The sequence below is a fragment of the Enterococcus sp. AZ126 genome (genome assembly GCF_051714545.1).
In the GTDB taxonomy this organism is placed as follows: Bacteria; Bacillota; Bacilli; order Lactobacillales; family Enterococcaceae; genus Enterococcus_L.
In genome coordinates this window covers 1,934,700-1,951,905 of record NZ_JBIOSB010000001.1, presented here as the reverse complement: position 1 = coordinate 1,951,905, position 17,206 = coordinate 1,934,700, and the positions used below count along the sequence as shown (strand labels likewise).

General features: G+C 33.4%; 8 protein-coding genes and 1 pseudogene. 6 read left to right on the top strand and 3 right to left on the bottom strand.

What is annotated here, in order from left to right:
- Positions 1 to 4: 4 nt before the first annotated feature.
- The 6 genes and pseudogenes from wecB (at position 5) to IGI43_RS09275 (ending at position 13,366) form a co-directional block, all read left to right on the top strand.
- Positions 5 to 1,168, top strand: coding sequence for a non-hydrolyzing UDP-N-acetylglucosamine 2-epimerase (gene wecB / locus IGI43_RS09300; protein ID WP_438757516.1), 1,164 nt, complete (start codon positions 5 to 7; stop codon positions 1,166 to 1,168).
- A 100-nt stretch (positions 1,169 to 1,268) separates the two neighbouring features.
- On the top strand, positions 1,269 to 2,243 hold the full coding sequence (locus IGI43_RS09295; RefSeq protein ID WP_438757515.1) for an LCP family glycopolymer transferase: 975 nt from the start codon (positions 1,269 to 1,271) through the stop codon (positions 2,241 to 2,243).
- 309 nt (positions 2,244 to 2,552) lie between these two features.
- On the top strand, positions 2,553 to 3,308 hold the full coding sequence (locus IGI43_RS09290) for a LytR/AlgR family response regulator transcription factor (RefSeq protein WP_438757514.1): 756 nt from the start codon (positions 2,553 to 2,555) through the stop codon (positions 3,306 to 3,308).
- An 828-nt stretch (positions 3,309 to 4,136) separates the two neighbouring features.
- Positions 4,137 to 9,083: a toxin Cry1Ac domain D-VI-related protein gene (locus tag IGI43_RS09285; RefSeq protein WP_438757513.1), complete on the top strand. Its 4,947-nt coding sequence runs from the start codon at positions 4,137 to 4,139 to the stop codon at positions 9,081 to 9,083.
- Positions 9,084 to 9,688: 605 nt separating this feature from the next.
- Positions 9,689 to 11,866 carry an immunoglobulin-like domain-containing protein gene (locus tag IGI43_RS09280; RefSeq protein ID WP_438757512.1) on the top strand — a complete coding sequence of 726 codons (2,178 nt, stop codon included), beginning with the start codon at positions 9,689 to 9,691 and terminating at the stop codon, positions 11,864 to 11,866.
- Between the two features lie 318 nt (positions 11,867 to 12,184).
- A pseudogene (locus IGI43_RS09275) lies at positions 12,185 to 13,366 on the top strand (ISL3 family transposase).
- A gap of 282 nt (positions 13,367 to 13,648) precedes the next feature.
- Here the strand turns inward: IGI43_RS09275 and IGI43_RS09270 are convergent.
- The 3 genes from IGI43_RS09270 to IGI43_RS09260 form a co-directional block, all read right to left on the bottom strand.
- Complete coding sequence (locus IGI43_RS09270) at positions 13,649 to 14,752, bottom strand: hypothetical protein (protein ID WP_438757511.1); 1,104 nt, start codon at positions 14,750 to 14,752, stop codon at positions 13,649 to 13,651.
- 286 nt (positions 14,753 to 15,038) lie between these two features.
- On the bottom strand, positions 15,039 to 16,349 hold the full coding sequence (locus tag IGI43_RS09265) for a GHKL domain-containing protein (RefSeq protein ID WP_438757510.1): 1,311 nt from the start codon (positions 16,347 to 16,349) through the stop codon (positions 15,039 to 15,041).
- On the bottom strand, positions 16,339 to 17,100 hold the full coding sequence (locus IGI43_RS09260) for a LytR/AlgR family response regulator transcription factor (RefSeq protein ID WP_438757509.1): 762 nt from the start codon (positions 17,098 to 17,100) through the stop codon (positions 16,339 to 16,341). The genes IGI43_RS09265 and IGI43_RS09260 overlap by 11 nt, the downstream gene beginning before the upstream one ends.
- Between the last annotated feature and the right edge of the window lie 106 nt (positions 17,101 to 17,206).

Sequence of the window (17,206 nt, the reverse complement as noted above, 5' to 3'; positions counted from 1 at the left end):
TTATATGAGGAAAATTAAAGTAATGACCATTTTTGGTACTCGACCTGAAGCGATTAAAATGGCACCAATAATTATTGAACTGAATAAACAAAAAGAAATTTTTGAATCAATTGTCGTAACGACTGCACAGCACAGACAAATGCTAGATCAGGTATTGGCTTTTTTCGACATTAAAGCAGACTATGACTTGAATATTATGAAAGAAAATCAAACATTAACAAAAATAACTACTGATGTGATCAATGGATTAGATTTAATTTTTAAGAAAGAAAAGCCAGATATTCTTTTAGTTCATGGTGACACAACAACGACGTTTGCAGCAAGTATTTCGGCATTCTATAATAAAGTTCCAATTGGGCATGTTGAAGCGGGGCTACGTACATTTAATAAACTCTCGCCGTTTCCAGAAGAAATAAACAGACAAGTTACAGATGTATTAGCGGACTACTATTTTGCGCCTACTATGGATGCAGCTGAAAATTTGTTGAAAGAAAACCATGATGCTAAAAATATTTATATCACAGGAAATACTGTTGTAGATGCACTAAATTATACGGTTAAAGAGGATTATCAACATCCTATTTTGGACAAATTGACTCAAACATCAAAAAAAATACTTTTTACGATGCATCGCAGGGAAAATCTAGGTCAACCTATGCAAGACGTTTTTGAATCTGTTTTGGAAGTTGTAGAAAGTAATAAGAATGTAGAAGTTATCTTTCCTGTACATTTAAATCCTAAGATACAGAAGTTAGCGAAACAAGTATTAGGTTTTCACGACAGAATACACTTAGTTGACCCGATGGATGTTATCGATTTTCATAACATTGCTTCCAAGTGTTACTTCATTCTTAGCGATTCAGGCGGTGTACAAGAAGAAGCCTCTGCGTTAAAAGTTCCAGTATTGGTGTTGAGAGAAACGACTGAGCGACCAGAAGGAGTCAAATCAGGAATATTAAAACTTATCGGAACTAAAAAATCAAATGTGAAACAAGCAATGGAAGAATTGTTAAACGATGTGGAAAAGCATAAGAAAATGTGCAACGTAGAGAATCCATATGGAGATGGAACCGCATCAAGACAAATTTTGACTATTCTTCAAGAAAAATATACACAAACTGAGATAATAAATGAGGAGGCCTATGAAAAACTAAGATTATCTTATTAAGAAAAAAATTTGCTTTAGCAAGAAGTGGAATGAAATCACATAGGATGAACTTTTGCATTAAGTCATTAAGCAAAACCATCTAACAAGAGAGTGGAATTAAATGTCTAAAACAAAAAAAAAACAAAGAGTCAAACATATAAAGCAATCAAAAAAAATAGGACTAATTATAATCGTATTCTTATTAATGACTATATTTGCTCTATTTGGTATTGTCGTTAGAGCATACTACAATATAGAATCAGCAATGAATGATACCTACGAAGTGGCAGAACGTAAAAAAAATATCATTAACCCCCCAATTAGTCGATCTGAAGGGCATTCTGAACGTATGTCTGGATCTGAACCTTTTAGTATTCTTCTTTTAGGAGTGGATACTGGCGCACTTGGTCGTACGGAGCAAGGCCGATCGGATACAATGATTGTGGCAACGGTAAATCCGTCAACGAAGCAATCGCTGTTGCTAAGTTTGCCCCGTGATACCTATACAGAGATTGTTGGACACAACACGCAAGATAAAATAAATCATGCATATGCATTTGGTGGAGCAGGAATGTCAATGGATACGGTAGAAAAACTCTTGGATATCCCAATCGATCATTACGTGACGATCAACATGGAAGGGATCATGTCTTTAGTTGATATTGTTGACGGAATCGAAGTGAATAATCCATTTGAGTTTAATTATCAAAAAACGACTTTCGTAAAAGGCAAACAACAGTTGGATGGCAAACTAGCACTAAAGTATGCACGCATGCGTTATGACGACCCCAATGGTGACTATGGTAGACAAGCGCGCCAACGTCAAATCATAACGGGAATCGCGCACCAGATGTTGAGTATGAAAGGCGTAACAAATTATAAATCAATTCTAGAAGTCATGAGTAAGCAGGTAAAAACAGACCTATCTTTTCAAAATATACAAACATTGGTAGGAGATTATCGTGCTGCCTTTGAAACAATCAAGTCGGACCAAATGAAAGGTGAAGGATTCATGCAAGACGGTATCTCTTATCAACGAATTGATCAGAATGAATTGATACGTGTGCAGAGTGAACTAAAGGCTCTATTAAACTAAAGACAAAAGAGAATATCCGAGGTAGGAAATGATGAGTACTGTCTATTGCTACTATTTCTTTTAGACTATAAAAATAGCACTGAAAGTAAATAAGATGTTATAATAAGATACGAACGAATAGACTAAATTTAGTGTGAAAATCTGTTGATTGATCCATTAGTAATCCTAGTCTACCAAGTAACTCTACGTACGAAAAAACATATTTCTTAAGAGCAGTTGATCAATCAGTCTACGTTTTCTTTAGTGAGTAAGAGATTTATAGGTAATGAATAGAATAAAATTTATTTTTGGAGGCTAGTATACGTTCGCATGGTTAAGATCACGATTTATATTATTGAAGATAGTTTAAGTTTTCAAAGAAATTTAAATTCAGGTTTACGTGAAAAGGTAAGGGAATCTTTGGGTTATATACAATTCAACATTGTTTCTATTCTCAATGTCATTGATTTTTACAATAATATACAGGATCATGATTTTTCATCTGTAGATATCTTTATCATTGACATTGATTTAAATACCTACTTTGATGGTATTATGCTAGGCAAAAAAATCAGAACAAAAAGTAACTCGTGTAAAATTATTTACTTAACTGGTTTTGAAAACAAAGCAATAGACATTATCAACGAAAAAATTCATCCAGAAGGATATGTTGTAAAGTCTACAAATCTTGATACTATGCTTTTTCAAGTCGTTCAGCAACTAAAAAAGATAATAATTGATTACACCAATACGGACAAACAATTATTAATTACCTCTGGTTCTCAAAAAAATTTAGTTGCTTACAAAGAAATTCTTTATATAGCCGTTGTTCCTGGGATACGAAATGGTTTGTTATTGCAAAGCAATGTGCAAGAGATTCTATTTACAGACACCTTATCGAATATAAAAAAAGACCTCACGTCCCCGCCATTTATTTTAAATTTAAAGTCGTTTATTATTAATTTTGAGGCTATAAAAACGATAAATAGGACTGAGGGAATCGTTATATTTAGAAATGATTTTGATCTGTATATCGGAAAACAAGCGGTAAAGAAAATAGAGGATTTTCAGAAAGGAAAAGCGTAATAGTGAATGATTCGTTGAGCTACATAACAGCTTTTTTATTTCATTTTGCTAGTCCATATTTTTGTATACATAGAGAGACGACTCTTTTTTAGTATACTGTTTACTAAAACCGTTAGTCTTCATTTTTGCTCTCAATATAGTTGATATTTTTGCTTAAATGATTGTTTCAAACAATCATGAAACTAAATAATGTAAAATCCTTCAATAGAGCTAAGTAAGATTGAAATGAATCGTATTTTTTCAACGAAGAATTATTATAAGGGGTTCCTTTACAATTAAAGGAATGCCTTTTTTATTTACTCTAAAAACAGTGTATTGGTTTCCGAAATTGCTAGGCAGGATTATTTCTTTTAGAATAGAATAACGTTATTTCAAATAAGTCGTATTTTTTGCTAAGTCTCGAACAGAATGTACTATTTTGTTTGATTCAACCATCATTTCTTTAAAATTTTTTTTGTGTTTGCTCATAGAGAACGATCCTCTCATTCTTTTGTTCATCATTTTTTTATAGGAATATTCTAAACTGTCTAAAAAGTAAAATCATGTCGTAAAAGAAAATTAATCCGCTTTCAAAAAACGGTATAATAATAAAAAAAAAGTTATCATATGTATACTAGCTGAAATAATCTATTTTTTAATAAGTAAAGGAGGTTTACTGGTTTAGTTAGATGAAAAAAGTTATTTTGGCAAGAAAAACAAACTAACTATTTTGACTGCTAAGTTAGAAGAAGTAGACTGTCAACAATCGACATCTGAAAAGAAGCATTCAAACCTTCCTCAGCACGTTAGAATAAATAGAATTAGTTTGATAAGAGAAAGGAATTATAGATGAAAGTAAAAAAAATATTTACCACGTTATTAACCACTACGTTGATTTCGCAATCACTCTTACCGATCATGCAAGTAAGGGCAGAAGAAACACAATATGCAGAGAATGGCCAAACAGTTGGAGCTAAAGCAGAGGATGGGACTGTTGCGAGTGCGCCTCAATCTCGAACAATTGAAAAACCAGATCCTTCTGAACAATCAGATGAACAATGGATCGCATATGCTAAGTCGACCATAGAATATTTCCTTAAAGACGGGGTTAATTCTACTATGTCAGATAAAGCTGTAGTATCTATTCAAGACGCCTTAGACCACATTAAAAATAGTCCAGATGAAAAAAAAGCTCTGATTAGTTCTTTTGAAGAACTAAAAAGACAATTTTATTATAATAGAGATCTGGAAGCTAGTGTTAATGATTTATTTTATAATGGTAGAGGTGCAGTAAAAGCGGGTCTAAATCGATATATATTTGATGACTTAAGAGCAAAATTACCAGGTGTTGTGAACAAACTATGGCGTGACCAGATAGCCGCTGTTCTTGATGCAGCATGGCGTTCATATAATAGCGATTTTACCGGTGATAAAGTAGAAAAAAATGCAAAAGATGCGGTCAATAATTTATTTACAGATAGTTCGCATACAGCGTTGAAAGATACAACAACGCAAGCAACAATTGATGCAGCGAAAAAATTAGTCAATGAAGTGATACCAGGCGGATTGAAAAACCAATTAACGGCTGAAATCAAAAAAGCGCAAGATTTATTAGATAATAAGAATCAGTCAACACCAGCTGAACAAGCAGCGAAAGAAGCCGTCAACAATCTCTTTACAGATAGCTCACATACAGCGTTGAAAGAGACAACAACGCAAGCAACCATCGATGCAGCGAAAAAATTAGTAGACGCCTTGCCAACAGGTGAAGTGAAAACGCAATTAACCGCTGAAATCAAAAAAGCGCAAGATTTATTAGATAATAAGAATCAGTCAACACCAGCTGAACAAGCAGCGAAAGAAGCCGTCAACGATCTCTTTACAGATAGCTCACATACAGCGTTGAAAGAGACAACAACGCAAGCAACCATCGATGCAGCGAAAAAATTAGTAGACGCCTTGCCAACAGGTGAAGTGAAAACGCAATTAACCGCTGAAATCAAAAAAGCGCAAGATTTATTGTCAGCTGGTACAAATCCAGGGCAAGAAAATGATGACTATTGGATTGCAAAGGCAACAGAAATCTTAGACTATATACTAAAAGATGGAGTTGGCCAAAATAATTCGGAAAAAAGTTTGAAAGAAGCCGAAAACTATATAGAGAAAATTCAAAAAAATACAACGAAAAAAGCAGAGCTTTCTAAATTAGCTGTTGAAGCAAGAAGACAGTTCAACTATAATAAAGAATTAGAAGCTAGTGTTAATAATTTATTTTTAAATAGTAGTACGTTAAATCCTAATGTAACGCAAGGGACGATTGATAGCTTAAGAGCAAAATTACCAGATGTTGTGAATAAATCATGGCGTAACGCGATATCACAAGATATTGGAACTGCACAGCTTTTATTAGATAAAAAGAATCAAGAAGCCACAGCAGAAAAAGCAGCAAAAGATGCGGTCAACAATCTCTTTACAGATAGCTCACATACAGCGTTGAAAGAGACAACAACTCAAGCAACCATCGATGCAGCGAAAAAATTAGTAGACGCCTTGCCAACAGGTGAAGTGAAAACACAATTAACGGCTGAAATCAAAAAAGCACAAGAGTTGTTAGATAAAAAGAATCAAGCAGCAGCAGCTGAAAAAGCAGCAAAAGATGCGGTCAACAATCTCTTTACAACTGACGCACATACAGCGTTAAAAGACACAACAACTCAAGCAACAATCGATGCAGCGAAAAAATTAGTAGACGCCTTACCAACAGGTGAAGTGAAAACACAATTAACGGCTGAAATCAAAAAAGCACAAGAGTTGTTAGATAAAAAGAATCAAGCAGCAGCAGCAGAAAAAGCAGCAAAAGAAGCGGTCAACAATCTCTTTACAACTGACGCACACACAGCGTTAAAAGACACAACAACCCAAGCAACAATCGATGCAGCGAAAAAATTAGTAGATGCCTTACCAACAGGTGAAGTGAAAACGCAATTAACCGCTGAAATCAAAAAAGCACAAGAATTATTAGATAAAAAGAATCAAGCATCAGCAGCAGAAAAAGCAGCAAAAGAAGCCGTCAACAATCTCTTTACAGATGACGCACACACAGCGTTGAAAGAGACAACAACCCAAGCAACCATCGATGCAGCGAAAAAATTAGTAGACGCCTTGCCAACAGGTGAAGTGAAAACACAATTAACGGCTGAAATCAAAAAAGCGCAAGATCTATTGGGTACAACGAATGACGACTATTGGATTGCTAAAGCTATTGACGTCTTAAACTATCTACTAAATGAGGGAGTTGCTCAGGCAATGTCGCCGGCATCTATTACAGAAGCTGAAGAATATATAGGGAAAATCCAAAAAAACACAACGAAAAAAGCAGAGCTCTCTAAATTAGCCGCTGAAGCAAGAAGACAGTACAACTATAATGATGGGTTAGAAACTAGTATCATTAATTTATTTTTGAATAATGATGTTATGAATGATACTAAGTTAAAATTGGGTGTAACACAAGCGACGATTGATATCTTAAAAGCAAAATTATCAGGTGTTGTGAATGACATATGGCGTAGTAATCTAACTTCATATCTTAACAAAGCACAGCGCATATTAGATAAGGATAAAGAATCAGCAGCTGAACAAGCAGCAAAAATAGCCGTCAACTATCTATTCACAGATGCCTCACACACAGCGTTGAAAGACACAACAACGCAAGCAATAATCGATGGAGTGAAAGAATTAGTAGACGCCTTACCATCAGGTGAAGTGAAAACGCAATTAACCGCTGAAATCAAAAAAGCACAAGAATTATTAGATAAAAGGAATCAAGCATCAGCAGAAAAAGCAGCAAAAGATGCGGTCAACAATCTCTTTACAGATGACGCACACACAGCGTTGAAAGAGACAACAACCCAAGCAACCATCGATGCAGCGAAAAAATTAGTAGACGCCTTGCCAACAGGTGAAGTGAAAACCCAATTAACCGCTGAAATCAAAAAAGCACAAGAATTATTAGACAAAAAGAATCAAGCATCAGCAGCAGAAAAAGCAGCAAAAGATGCGGTCAACAATCTCTTTACAACTGACGCACATACAGCGTTGAAAGAGACAACCACCCAAGCAACCATCGATGCAGCGAAAAAATTAGTAGACGCCTTACCATCAGGTGAAGTGAAAACGCAATTAACCGCTGAAATCAAAAAAGCACAAGAATTATTAGATAAAAAGAATCAAGCATCAGCAGCTGAACAAGCAGCAAAAGAAGCGGTCAACAATCTCTTTACAGATGACGCACACACAGCGTTGAAAGAGACAACAACTCAAGCAACCATCGATGCAGCGAAAAAATTAGTAGACGCCTTGCCAACAGGTGAAGTGAAAACGCAATTAACCGCTGAAATCAAAAAAGCACAAGAATTATTAGATAAAAAGAATCAAGCAGCAGCAGAAAAAGCAGCAAAAGATGCGGTCAACAATCTCTTTACAGATGACGCACACACAGCGTTGAAAGAGACAACAACCCAAGCAACAATCGATGCAGCGAAAAAATTAGTAGATGCCTTGCCAACAGGTGAAGTGAAAACACAATTAACGGCTGAAATCAAAAAAGCACAAGAGTTGTTAGATAAGAAAAATGAAGAAGAATCAAGAGAAAATGCAGTAAAAGAAGAAGTCAACGATCTATTTGCAAATGATGCACACACAGCGTTGAAAGAGACAACAACCCAAGCAACTATCGATGAAACGAAAAAATTAGTGAATACCTTACCAGCGGGTGAAGTGAAAACGCAATTAATGGATGAACTCCAAAAAGCGCAAGAGTTATTAGATAAGAAAAATCAAGCATTAGCAGCTGAAAAAGCGGCGAAAGAAGCAGTTGATAAGCTCTTTACAAATGAGACCCACAAAGCATTAAATAGCAAAACAACCCAAGCAACCATTGATGCAGCGAAAAAATTAGTAGATGCTTTACCGACAGGTGAAGTGAAAACGCAATTAACCGCTGAAATCAAAAAAGCACAAGCTCTATTAGGATTAGTAAATGATTCTAAAATTGACGTGGATAATTACGAAATGGGAAGTAGCCGATATGTTAAAGGGACAATCTCAGGAAAAGCCATCAAGAAAGTTGCTTTAGAAATCAATGGGGAATTGAAAAAAGCTATCAATGCATCTACAGGACCTTTCCAATATTGGGCAGTAGGTCAAATTATGACTGAAAAAGATCAAGTATTTGTTATTGGTTTAGATACTTATGGAAATGAAATCAAAAGAACTAAAGTCAACATTATTCCTGCTGAGTCAACAGTAAACTTGACAGTTTCTGCGTTTGTTATCGGAAAAGATAACTATATTACGGGGACTTACGAAGGAAATGTTAAAACAGTCGCTTTAAAAATTGATGGAGTATTGACACAAAAGATTGCTGTAAAAGATGGCGTCATTAAATATTATGCCAAAGGCAAAATACTAAAATCTTCATCAAAAGTAGAACTTGTAGCAATTGACGTATTAGGCAAAGAGATTGCTAGCAAAGCAGTGAAAGTTAGTGATGTTATTGCTTCCATGAAAGTGAATTTGTATAAATTAGGTGAAGGCTATATTCAAGGAACCTATACTGGAGATGCCAAATATATGGCCATTGAAGTGAACGGGCGTATGCTACAAACGATCGGGATCACCAATGGGGTACTGAAATATTATGCCAAAGGCAAAATAAATTCTGTAGACGATAAGGTCAATATTATTTTGTTGGATGGAAATAAAACAGAAATTCAACGGACACCATTAAAAATGTGAGCTACTTATTGTGAATCTGCTTAATCTAATTCATTAATGACTACTATGTAATTCAAGTTTTTAGTAAATGAGTGGGACGATCGTCAGAAGAAATTCTGATTTTTGTCCCACTTCTTTTATTGAAAGGGACAAAGAAACTCAATCCTGTGTTAAATGATTTGGTGACTAGTCGATTTTAGAAGAATGAAAAAGTGGAATGTTAGGCTTGACTATTTATTTTACGTGACATCTATTTCGATTACGATGGAGCATTAAGGAAGAGTCAATTGATTGGATAGGACTCATTTTATCTTTCTTTAAAATTTTCTGTGTGTTTGTTCGTAGAAAATGATTTTAAAATAGCCTAAAACAAAAAAATATGTCATAAAACATCATAAAAGCGCTTTAAAAAACATGTGTGATTTTTTAAAAAAGATATCATATTTATAGAAGCTAAAATAATCTATTGTTTACTACGCAAAGGGGGTCTAATAGTTTTTAGATGGAAAAAGTTATTTTAGCAAGAAAAACAAACTAACTATTTTGACTGCTGCAAAGAAGCATTCAAACATTCATTAGCACTTAGAATAAATAGAATTAGTTTGTTAAAAGAGAGGAAGTAAAAGATGAAAGTAAAAAAATTATTTACCACCTTATTAACAACTACGTTGATTTCACAATCACTGTTACCTGTCATGCAAGTGAGAGCAGAAGAAACACAATCTGTAGAGAATACCCAAGCTGTTGAAGCTAAAGTAGAGAGCGATACGAATACAAGTGAGACTCAAATTCAAACTGATGCTGGGGCTATAGATGATGATACAGCAGCAAAAGCCGCAGTCGACAATTTATTTAGAGACGAAATGCACACATTATTGGATGATAAAACAAGTCAAGTAGTAATAGATGCAGCGAAAACAGTAGTGGAAGCATTACCAATAGGTGAAGCGAAAACGAAATTAATGGCTGAAATCAAAAAAGCGCAAGATTTATTAGACAAGAACAATAGCGAAAAAATAGAAGAACAAGCAGCAAAAGAAGCCGTTGATAATTTATTTACAAATGAAAGTCACACAGCGTTGAAAGATGAAACAACAGAAGCATCAATTCATTTTACGGAAAAATTAGTGCAAGCATTACCAACAGGTGAAGTGAAAACGCAATTAGCGGCTGAAATCAAAAAAGCGCTGGACATATTGTCAGCAGGTACAAGTACAGATCCAGAGACAGAAAATGATGCCTATTGGATTGGAAAGGCTACAGAGTTTTTAGACTATGTGCTAAAAGATGGCGTTAGTCAGGCAATTTCGGAAAAAAGTTTTACAGAAGTCGAAAAATATATAGAGAAAATACAAAAAGATACAACGAAAAAAGCAGAACTCTCTAAAAAGCTTGCTGAAGCAAGAAGACAGTACAACTATAATAAAGAATTAGAAGCTAGTGTTATGAATTTATTTTTGACAAATACTAAATTGAAACCTAATGTAACACAAGAGATGATTGATAGTTTAAGCGCAAAAACACTAGATGTTGTGAATGATTTATGGCGTACCTTTTTACAGCAGCCAATACTTGGGCATGCACAACGTCTATTAGATGCTGAAAATAAACCAGTAAAAGAAGCAGTCAACAATCTCTTTACAACTGACGCACACACAGCGTTGAAAGACACAACAACACAAGCAACAATCGATGCAGCGAAAAAATTAGTAGATGCCTTACCGACAGGTGAAGTGAAAACGCAATTAACCGCTGAAATCAAAAAAGCACAAGCTCTATTAGGATTAGTAAATGATTCTAAAATTGACGTGGATAATTACGAAATGGGAAGTAGCCGATATGTTAAAGGGACAATCTCAGGAAAAGCCATCAAGAAAGTTGCTTTAGAAATCAATGGGAAACTGAAAAAAGCTATCAATGCATCTACAGGACCTTTCCAATATTGGGCAGTAGGTCAAATTATGACTGAAAAAGATCAAGTATTTGTTATTGGCTTAGATACGTCTGGAAATGAAATCAACAGAACTAAAGTCAACATTATTCCTGCTGAGTCAACAGTAAACTTGACAGTTTCTGCGTTTGTTATCGGAAAAGATAACTATATTACGGGGACTTACGAAGGAAACGTTAAAACAGTCGCTTTAAGAATTGATGGAGTATTGACACAAAAGATTGCTGTAAAAGATGGCGTCATTAAATATTATGCAAAAGGCAAAATACTAAAATCTTCATCAAAAGTAGAACTTGTAGCAATTGACGAATTGGGTAAAGAGATTGCTAGCAAAGCAGTGAAAGTTAGTGATGTTATTGCTTCCATGAAAGTGAATTTGTATAAATTAGGTGAAGGCTATATTCAAGGAACCTATACTGGAGATGCCAAATATATGGCCATTGAAGTGAATGGTCGTATGCTACAAACGATCGGGATCACCAATGGGGTACTGAAATATTACGCTAAAGGCAAAATAAATTTTGTAGACGATAAGGTCAATATTATTTTGTTGGATGGAAATAGAGCAGAAATTCAACGGACACCATTAAAAATGTTAGGCACTCCTGGGATGTTAGCGTTCATTAGTTATAAGCTAAATGCTCCTTATATTACTGGAACGTATATTGGAGGCATTGTGAAAGTTCGAGTGTCTGTCAATGGTATTGCTCAACGAGTAATTCCTGTTTCAAATAATAAATTTCAATACTATGCTCGTAACCTGATAACAAAAAAGTATGATTATGCAAAGGTTGAAGGACTAGATTCTAGTAATAACGTATTAGATATGAAAATAGTAGTAATTACAAAATAAGTCAAAAAATTGGTGAAGCGATCTTTATGAAGCTGCTGAATCCAATTCATTTTAAATAAGTGGGATAATCGTCAGGTTTTGTCCCATTTCTTTTATTTAGGCTCTTTGTCAACTAATGTTGGTGAAAAAGATCTAAAGAGGGCTCTATACATTCTGATGTTGGTGAGAAATCACCAGCATCTTTTTTTATGCAATATAATAGAAAAGATACCCTGATATCCTTTAGAATTAAGTCGTCTAAAACCATTCAAAAAGGAGGAAATCAAGATGTCCTATACAACTCTTATCAAAGACACCTTAGATATTTTAGACTGAAACATCACTTTTAATGAAAGTTGCTTAAAAAAGGAATGAATCAAAGAAAGAGTTTGTCAGGTCTTCTCTGGTAGGCTTGATTATTCAGCTCATATTTGTCCCCACTGAGAAAGAAGAAAAGGAGGCGATTGTATGTTGAGGTTATACCACTTGTCTGATTTTACTGATTGAAAAACATTGTTCGATTTCAACTATAGTGAAGCTGTCCATTGCCGATCGACTCAGAAAAGTCACCTCGATAAGTGAATTTTCACGTCAAAAATAGGTCTCCGTTTCCCTTGTGTATCGTGTCTTGAAACGATTTTATGAACCTAAAAAATCAATCAACTCATATTGCCTGAAGTCCTCTGCTTCGATGAATTCAACTCAGTTAGGCAAGTCGCGGCTTCTATGAGCTTCATCATGATGGATGCTCAAACAAAGCAGTTAATTGATGTCGTTAAAAACCATCAGCTCCCTTTTCTAGAGCGTTATTTTTCATGATTTCCTTAGTCTGTTCGTAAAAAAGTAAAGTCTATTTTTTGCGATATGTACGCCCTTATTTCTCTTCAGTCAAAAAGCTATTTCCAACAGCTCAGATTATTCTTGATCGCTCTCCTAACGTACAACACATTAGTCGAGCCTTTTTAAAACTCTGTATTCAGCGAATGAACAGGTTTCTTCATCAGGGAAATACAGAAGCGAAAAAGTATCGACATTTGAAGAAATACTGGAAACTTCTTCAAAAAAAATCAATCGAAGCTTGATTTTGAAAAACGTCTTTGGCGTTCTTCATTTCGTATCTATTTAACTGAAACAGAAGTCATTGATCGATTACTTACGTATGATGACGAGTTGAAAAGGGGCAACGCCTGTTATCAGGACTTTCTTTATGCCGTACAGACAAGAGATTTCGCTCGGTTTTATGCACTATTAGACGAAGATTTCCGCTGTCTTCATATCTACTATCAATCGCCTATTGATACTTTTAAGAAGGTTCAAAATGAAATTAATCATGGGTTAGAATTGCCTTATTCTAATAAACCATTAGAATGTTTAAATAATCATATTAAAGTGTTAAAGAGAAATACTTACGGGTTTCGTAACGTTTACAATTTCAAATTGAGAATTTCTTTGTGTTTTGACACCATTCTTTTTAAAGAAAAAAAACTAGAGGAATGTTCCTCTAGAAATCATACTAATTGATTTAATTCTTTGGATTTTCTTCACCAACATTTGCTGACAAAGAGCCTATTTTATACAAATATGGACAGCTTAGTTTAGACATGAAACTATATATTACTTCGTTGCTTACCTTCTTGTGAATCGAAGGTAAGCAACGAAATGTATTGATGCCTTTAATTCTTCAAAAATTAATATGATATTAACTGACCGATCCTAAATTTAGAATAGTCAGGTTTCATTTGGGTGGTCATTTTTGATTAAATAGTGTGGGACGCATAGTATTATATTTTTACAACGTCAACTTTAGGTTCTAGGATATAGGTTATAGAGATTAATTCTTTTACTAGATAAACTAGAATCATGTACTGGAAAATCAAATTGAAGTAAAAAATGTTGAGGAGTTGCGTAAAACTGAAAAGACGTATTTTTATATTTACTTAGTGTTTTTTTGACTAGATATAACTCAGATTTTTTTCCATGTTGTTGCTTATGCTTATTATTTAGAGTTTCAAATGAATTATTCGGACTATCATTATTTTCTTTGTTGTTATTTAATATGATTGAAATTTGTTTTTTTTCTTTTTTTATAAGTAGCAGAATATCTTCATGACCATTCAAAGCATATGAAAGTGAAACCGATAAGCACTGAATAAAATCTGCAAGTTGTATTGAACTATCCGTTTCGTGAATTGGGGTAGGAATTGATAATTTAAACGTGATTCCCTTACGTTGTGCAAGATCAAGAAATTTAATCAATAACCCCTGGATTGCTGGGATCTCTATATAAGTTAATTGCTCATAAGGCGAGTCTTCTAACAGTGGTTGTGAATAATTGACTATGGAGGAAATAAAGTCTAATGCTTCTTCAGTTTCTCCATTTTGAATATAGCTATTTAGACTCAATAAAATATTCCGATAATCATGCCGAAACTCATCGGATAAGGTGATTTTCTCCATTTCTTGATTAAATTGTCGAGAAAGAATATTTTTCTCTAACGTCTGTTGATAGTACTGGCTGTAGACATAGGCAGTCAGATGAACCGTTATATTTAAAATCAACAACACGACTGTAATATAAAAAAACGATTCTGTAAAATGACCATTGACGATTATCCTTCTGGCACTTCCTAAAATAATTAAAAAAATGATACCTATAATAGATTGGACTTTGTATTTTTTATGGATTCGAGAAATAGAATCAAAAATCAAAAATTGTTTATCAAAGTGATTAAAGCCTTGAATAAAAAGAAACAGTAACAATTGCTGAGATAGTATTGATAGGGTTATATACTGATGAAACTGTTGTAAACTTATAAAATGAATTTCAAATAAGAGCTTTAAAAAATCATAGCTAAATAGCCAAGAAAGAATTAAAAACGAGTTATTTAAAAACATAAATAATGTCATTAGAATCCAACTATTTAAATGTCGGAATACAAAAATGGGTTGAAGTATAAAAAATAGTAGTAAAAACAAATCACTATTTCCTATCTGAAAAATAGTTGAAATGATTTCAATGATTAGAAGTAAGGTAAGAATAATGGTTTGTTTTTTACTAGTGTATTTGTTATAACCTAAAAACCAGGTCAGTTGTAAAAAGCCTAGAGTAAAAAAAAAATAAAAATAGATTTGTGATTCCAATTGTACTATTCACCTCATTTTCATCCAAACGTATAGATATTTTCATGCAGTTCTATACGTTTGAATTTTTTATTTTTGGTACAGAAAATACGATAACAAAAAAATGGTCTTTCTTTGAACTTCTATATGTTGCTTTTTTATAGGAAGCAACGATTTTGGAAAAGATGTGTAAACCTTTGCCTTGATGATTTTCTTTAGTAGAAAAGTTATTTTGGAAGAAATCTTGTAAGGCGATTTCAGGGTTTTCAACGTAAGTATTTTTAATTGTGATCATTATATAGTCAGGATCTCCCTCAATTTCAATAGAAATCGACTTTTCTTGGCTGAGAAGAGCTGCATCATAGGCATTATCTAAAAGAATCGAAAAACAACGAATAAAATCAACAAGATTCATCGCGCTAGAACTTAGATCCTGTGTCACTTGAAGCGTTAAATCAATCGAAGCGTTATCACATTTTTTAATAAAATTAGTTAAAAGCCCTTGAATAGACGACGTATTGACGATAGCAATTTTCCTATAAAGATTAGGCGTAAGAAATGAATCTGAATAATCAATTATGTTGCTAAGTTGTCGAGAAGCGTGATCTAAATCATTCATTTTTAAATCAGCTGTAAGATCAACAAGTAATTCTTTATATGTCTCTCTAAATTTTGTCGCTAGTTCAATCTTCTGTTTTTCTCCTGCATACATTTCAGCTAAGAGTACAGAGTACTGTTTTTCTTTGTAGTATTTGGTAAGTAAAAAAATATTCCAAGAAAAGAACACGGTAAATCCTATGACGATAAATGTACTATAAAAGTAAGCAACAGAATACCCTCTAAAAACGCCTAATTGCTGTAATCCAATTGAAAGAAACAAGCAAAAAAGAATAGCCAGTGACAGACCACGATGCTTTTTAGGTAGAAGGGCTAAAGCATTCAGTAAAGCTGTTTTTTTCAAGATGGATCGTGTAAGAAAAAACAATAGAGCTAATAAAAGTTGCTGAGCAACGACAAGGAAGAAAAGATAATTCATATAAGTTTCTGGAGAAACAACTTTTTTGAGTAGAAGTATATTCCATAAGTCGATTGTTGGCAGCCAAGAAATCAAGATGAGTGCATCTTCAAAAACTAATAATAAAGAAGGAATCAACCAATCATTTAATTTTTTTATTACAAAAATAAATTGAGCCAGGAAGAAAAGCATCAGGAATAATGTAAAGTATGTGTTATTAAGCCAAATACTGATAATTCCCTGAACGACTAATAAAGATGTTAAAGCAAGCGACTCTTTAATGGATAAAAACTGTTTATAGGCAATCATCCAAATAGCTAGAATATAATTAAACGATAGTAAAAAGACAAAATAAACATTATCGATCATCGCTATACACCCGTAACGCTTTTTTAACCTTATCAATGCTCTTGGCTCCAATTGAAAGTAATTGATGTCCGGCAAATAAAATGTGTTCATTTTTTCTATCAATAGAAATGATATTTTCAAGATTAAGAATATAGGATTGCAAAGAAGTCATCATATACTCCTGCTGTAATTGCTTCTTTAGTTTTCCGATTTTTGCTTCAATAATGGTTTCTTCATTTAACGTTTTGATTAGGATTCGACCATGAAATTTTTTTAATGTGTGAATATAACAAATATCACGAGCATTAAAAAATAATGTTTCAGAACCGCTAGAAAATTCAACTTTATCTTGTTTAAAACGCCAAAAATTTTTAGAAGTTATTTGACTTTTTTTAATCATCTCAGTAATTATTTGTTTTGTCTCTGAAGGATTTTCTAAATTTTTAATGAGATATCCTAAAGGAAAGATATTATTATTTAATACACTGATGGCTTTATCTTCTAAACTCGTCAAAAAAATAATAGAACATTTTGTATTATATTTTCGAATCTCTAAGGCTAAATCAATACCGGTATAGGTAGTCTTTAAATCAATATCTAAGAAAAAAACATCATTATCCTTAATTGTTAATTTAGAAATTTCTTCCATAAACGTTAAATGATTAGAAAACTTTGACAACTCTAAATCAAAAAAACATTTTTTACATTCATTTAAATAATGAATAATTTGTTTTCTTTGCTGATTATCATCTTCAATAACGTATATAATCATTTATTTCTCCTTAATATTTTATTATATGAATGATAGTAACACTAATTTTTTAAAAAATAAAGACAAATTTTTCCTACGGTTAGCATTTGGTAACGCTTCCATGTCG

Coding starts and splice junctions, on each gene's coding strand:
- wecB (WP_438757516.1), top strand. CDS start 5: ATGAGGAAAATTAAAGTAATGACCATTTTTGGTACTCGACCTGAAGCG.
- IGI43_RS09280 (WP_438757512.1), top strand. CDS start 9,689: ATGAAAGTAAAAAAATTATTTACCACCTTATTAACAACTACGTTGATT.
- IGI43_RS09290 (WP_438757514.1), top strand. CDS start 2,553: ATGGTTAAGATCACGATTTATATTATTGAAGATAGTTTAAGTTTTCAA.
- IGI43_RS09265 (WP_438757510.1), bottom strand. CDS start 16,349: ATGATCGATAATGTTTATTTTGTCTTTTTACTATCGTTTAATTATATT.
- IGI43_RS09285 (WP_438757513.1), top strand. CDS start 4,137: ATGAAAGTAAAAAAAATATTTACCACGTTATTAACCACTACGTTGATT.
- IGI43_RS09295 (WP_438757515.1), top strand. CDS start 1,269: ATGTCTAAAACAAAAAAAAAACAAAGAGTCAAACATATAAAGCAATCA.
- IGI43_RS09270 (WP_438757511.1), bottom strand. CDS start 14,752: ATGACATTATTTATGTTTTTAAATAACTCGTTTTTAATTCTTTCTTGG.
- IGI43_RS09260 (WP_438757509.1), bottom strand. CDS start 17,100: ATGATTATATACGTTATTGAAGATGATAATCAGCAAAGAAAACAAATT.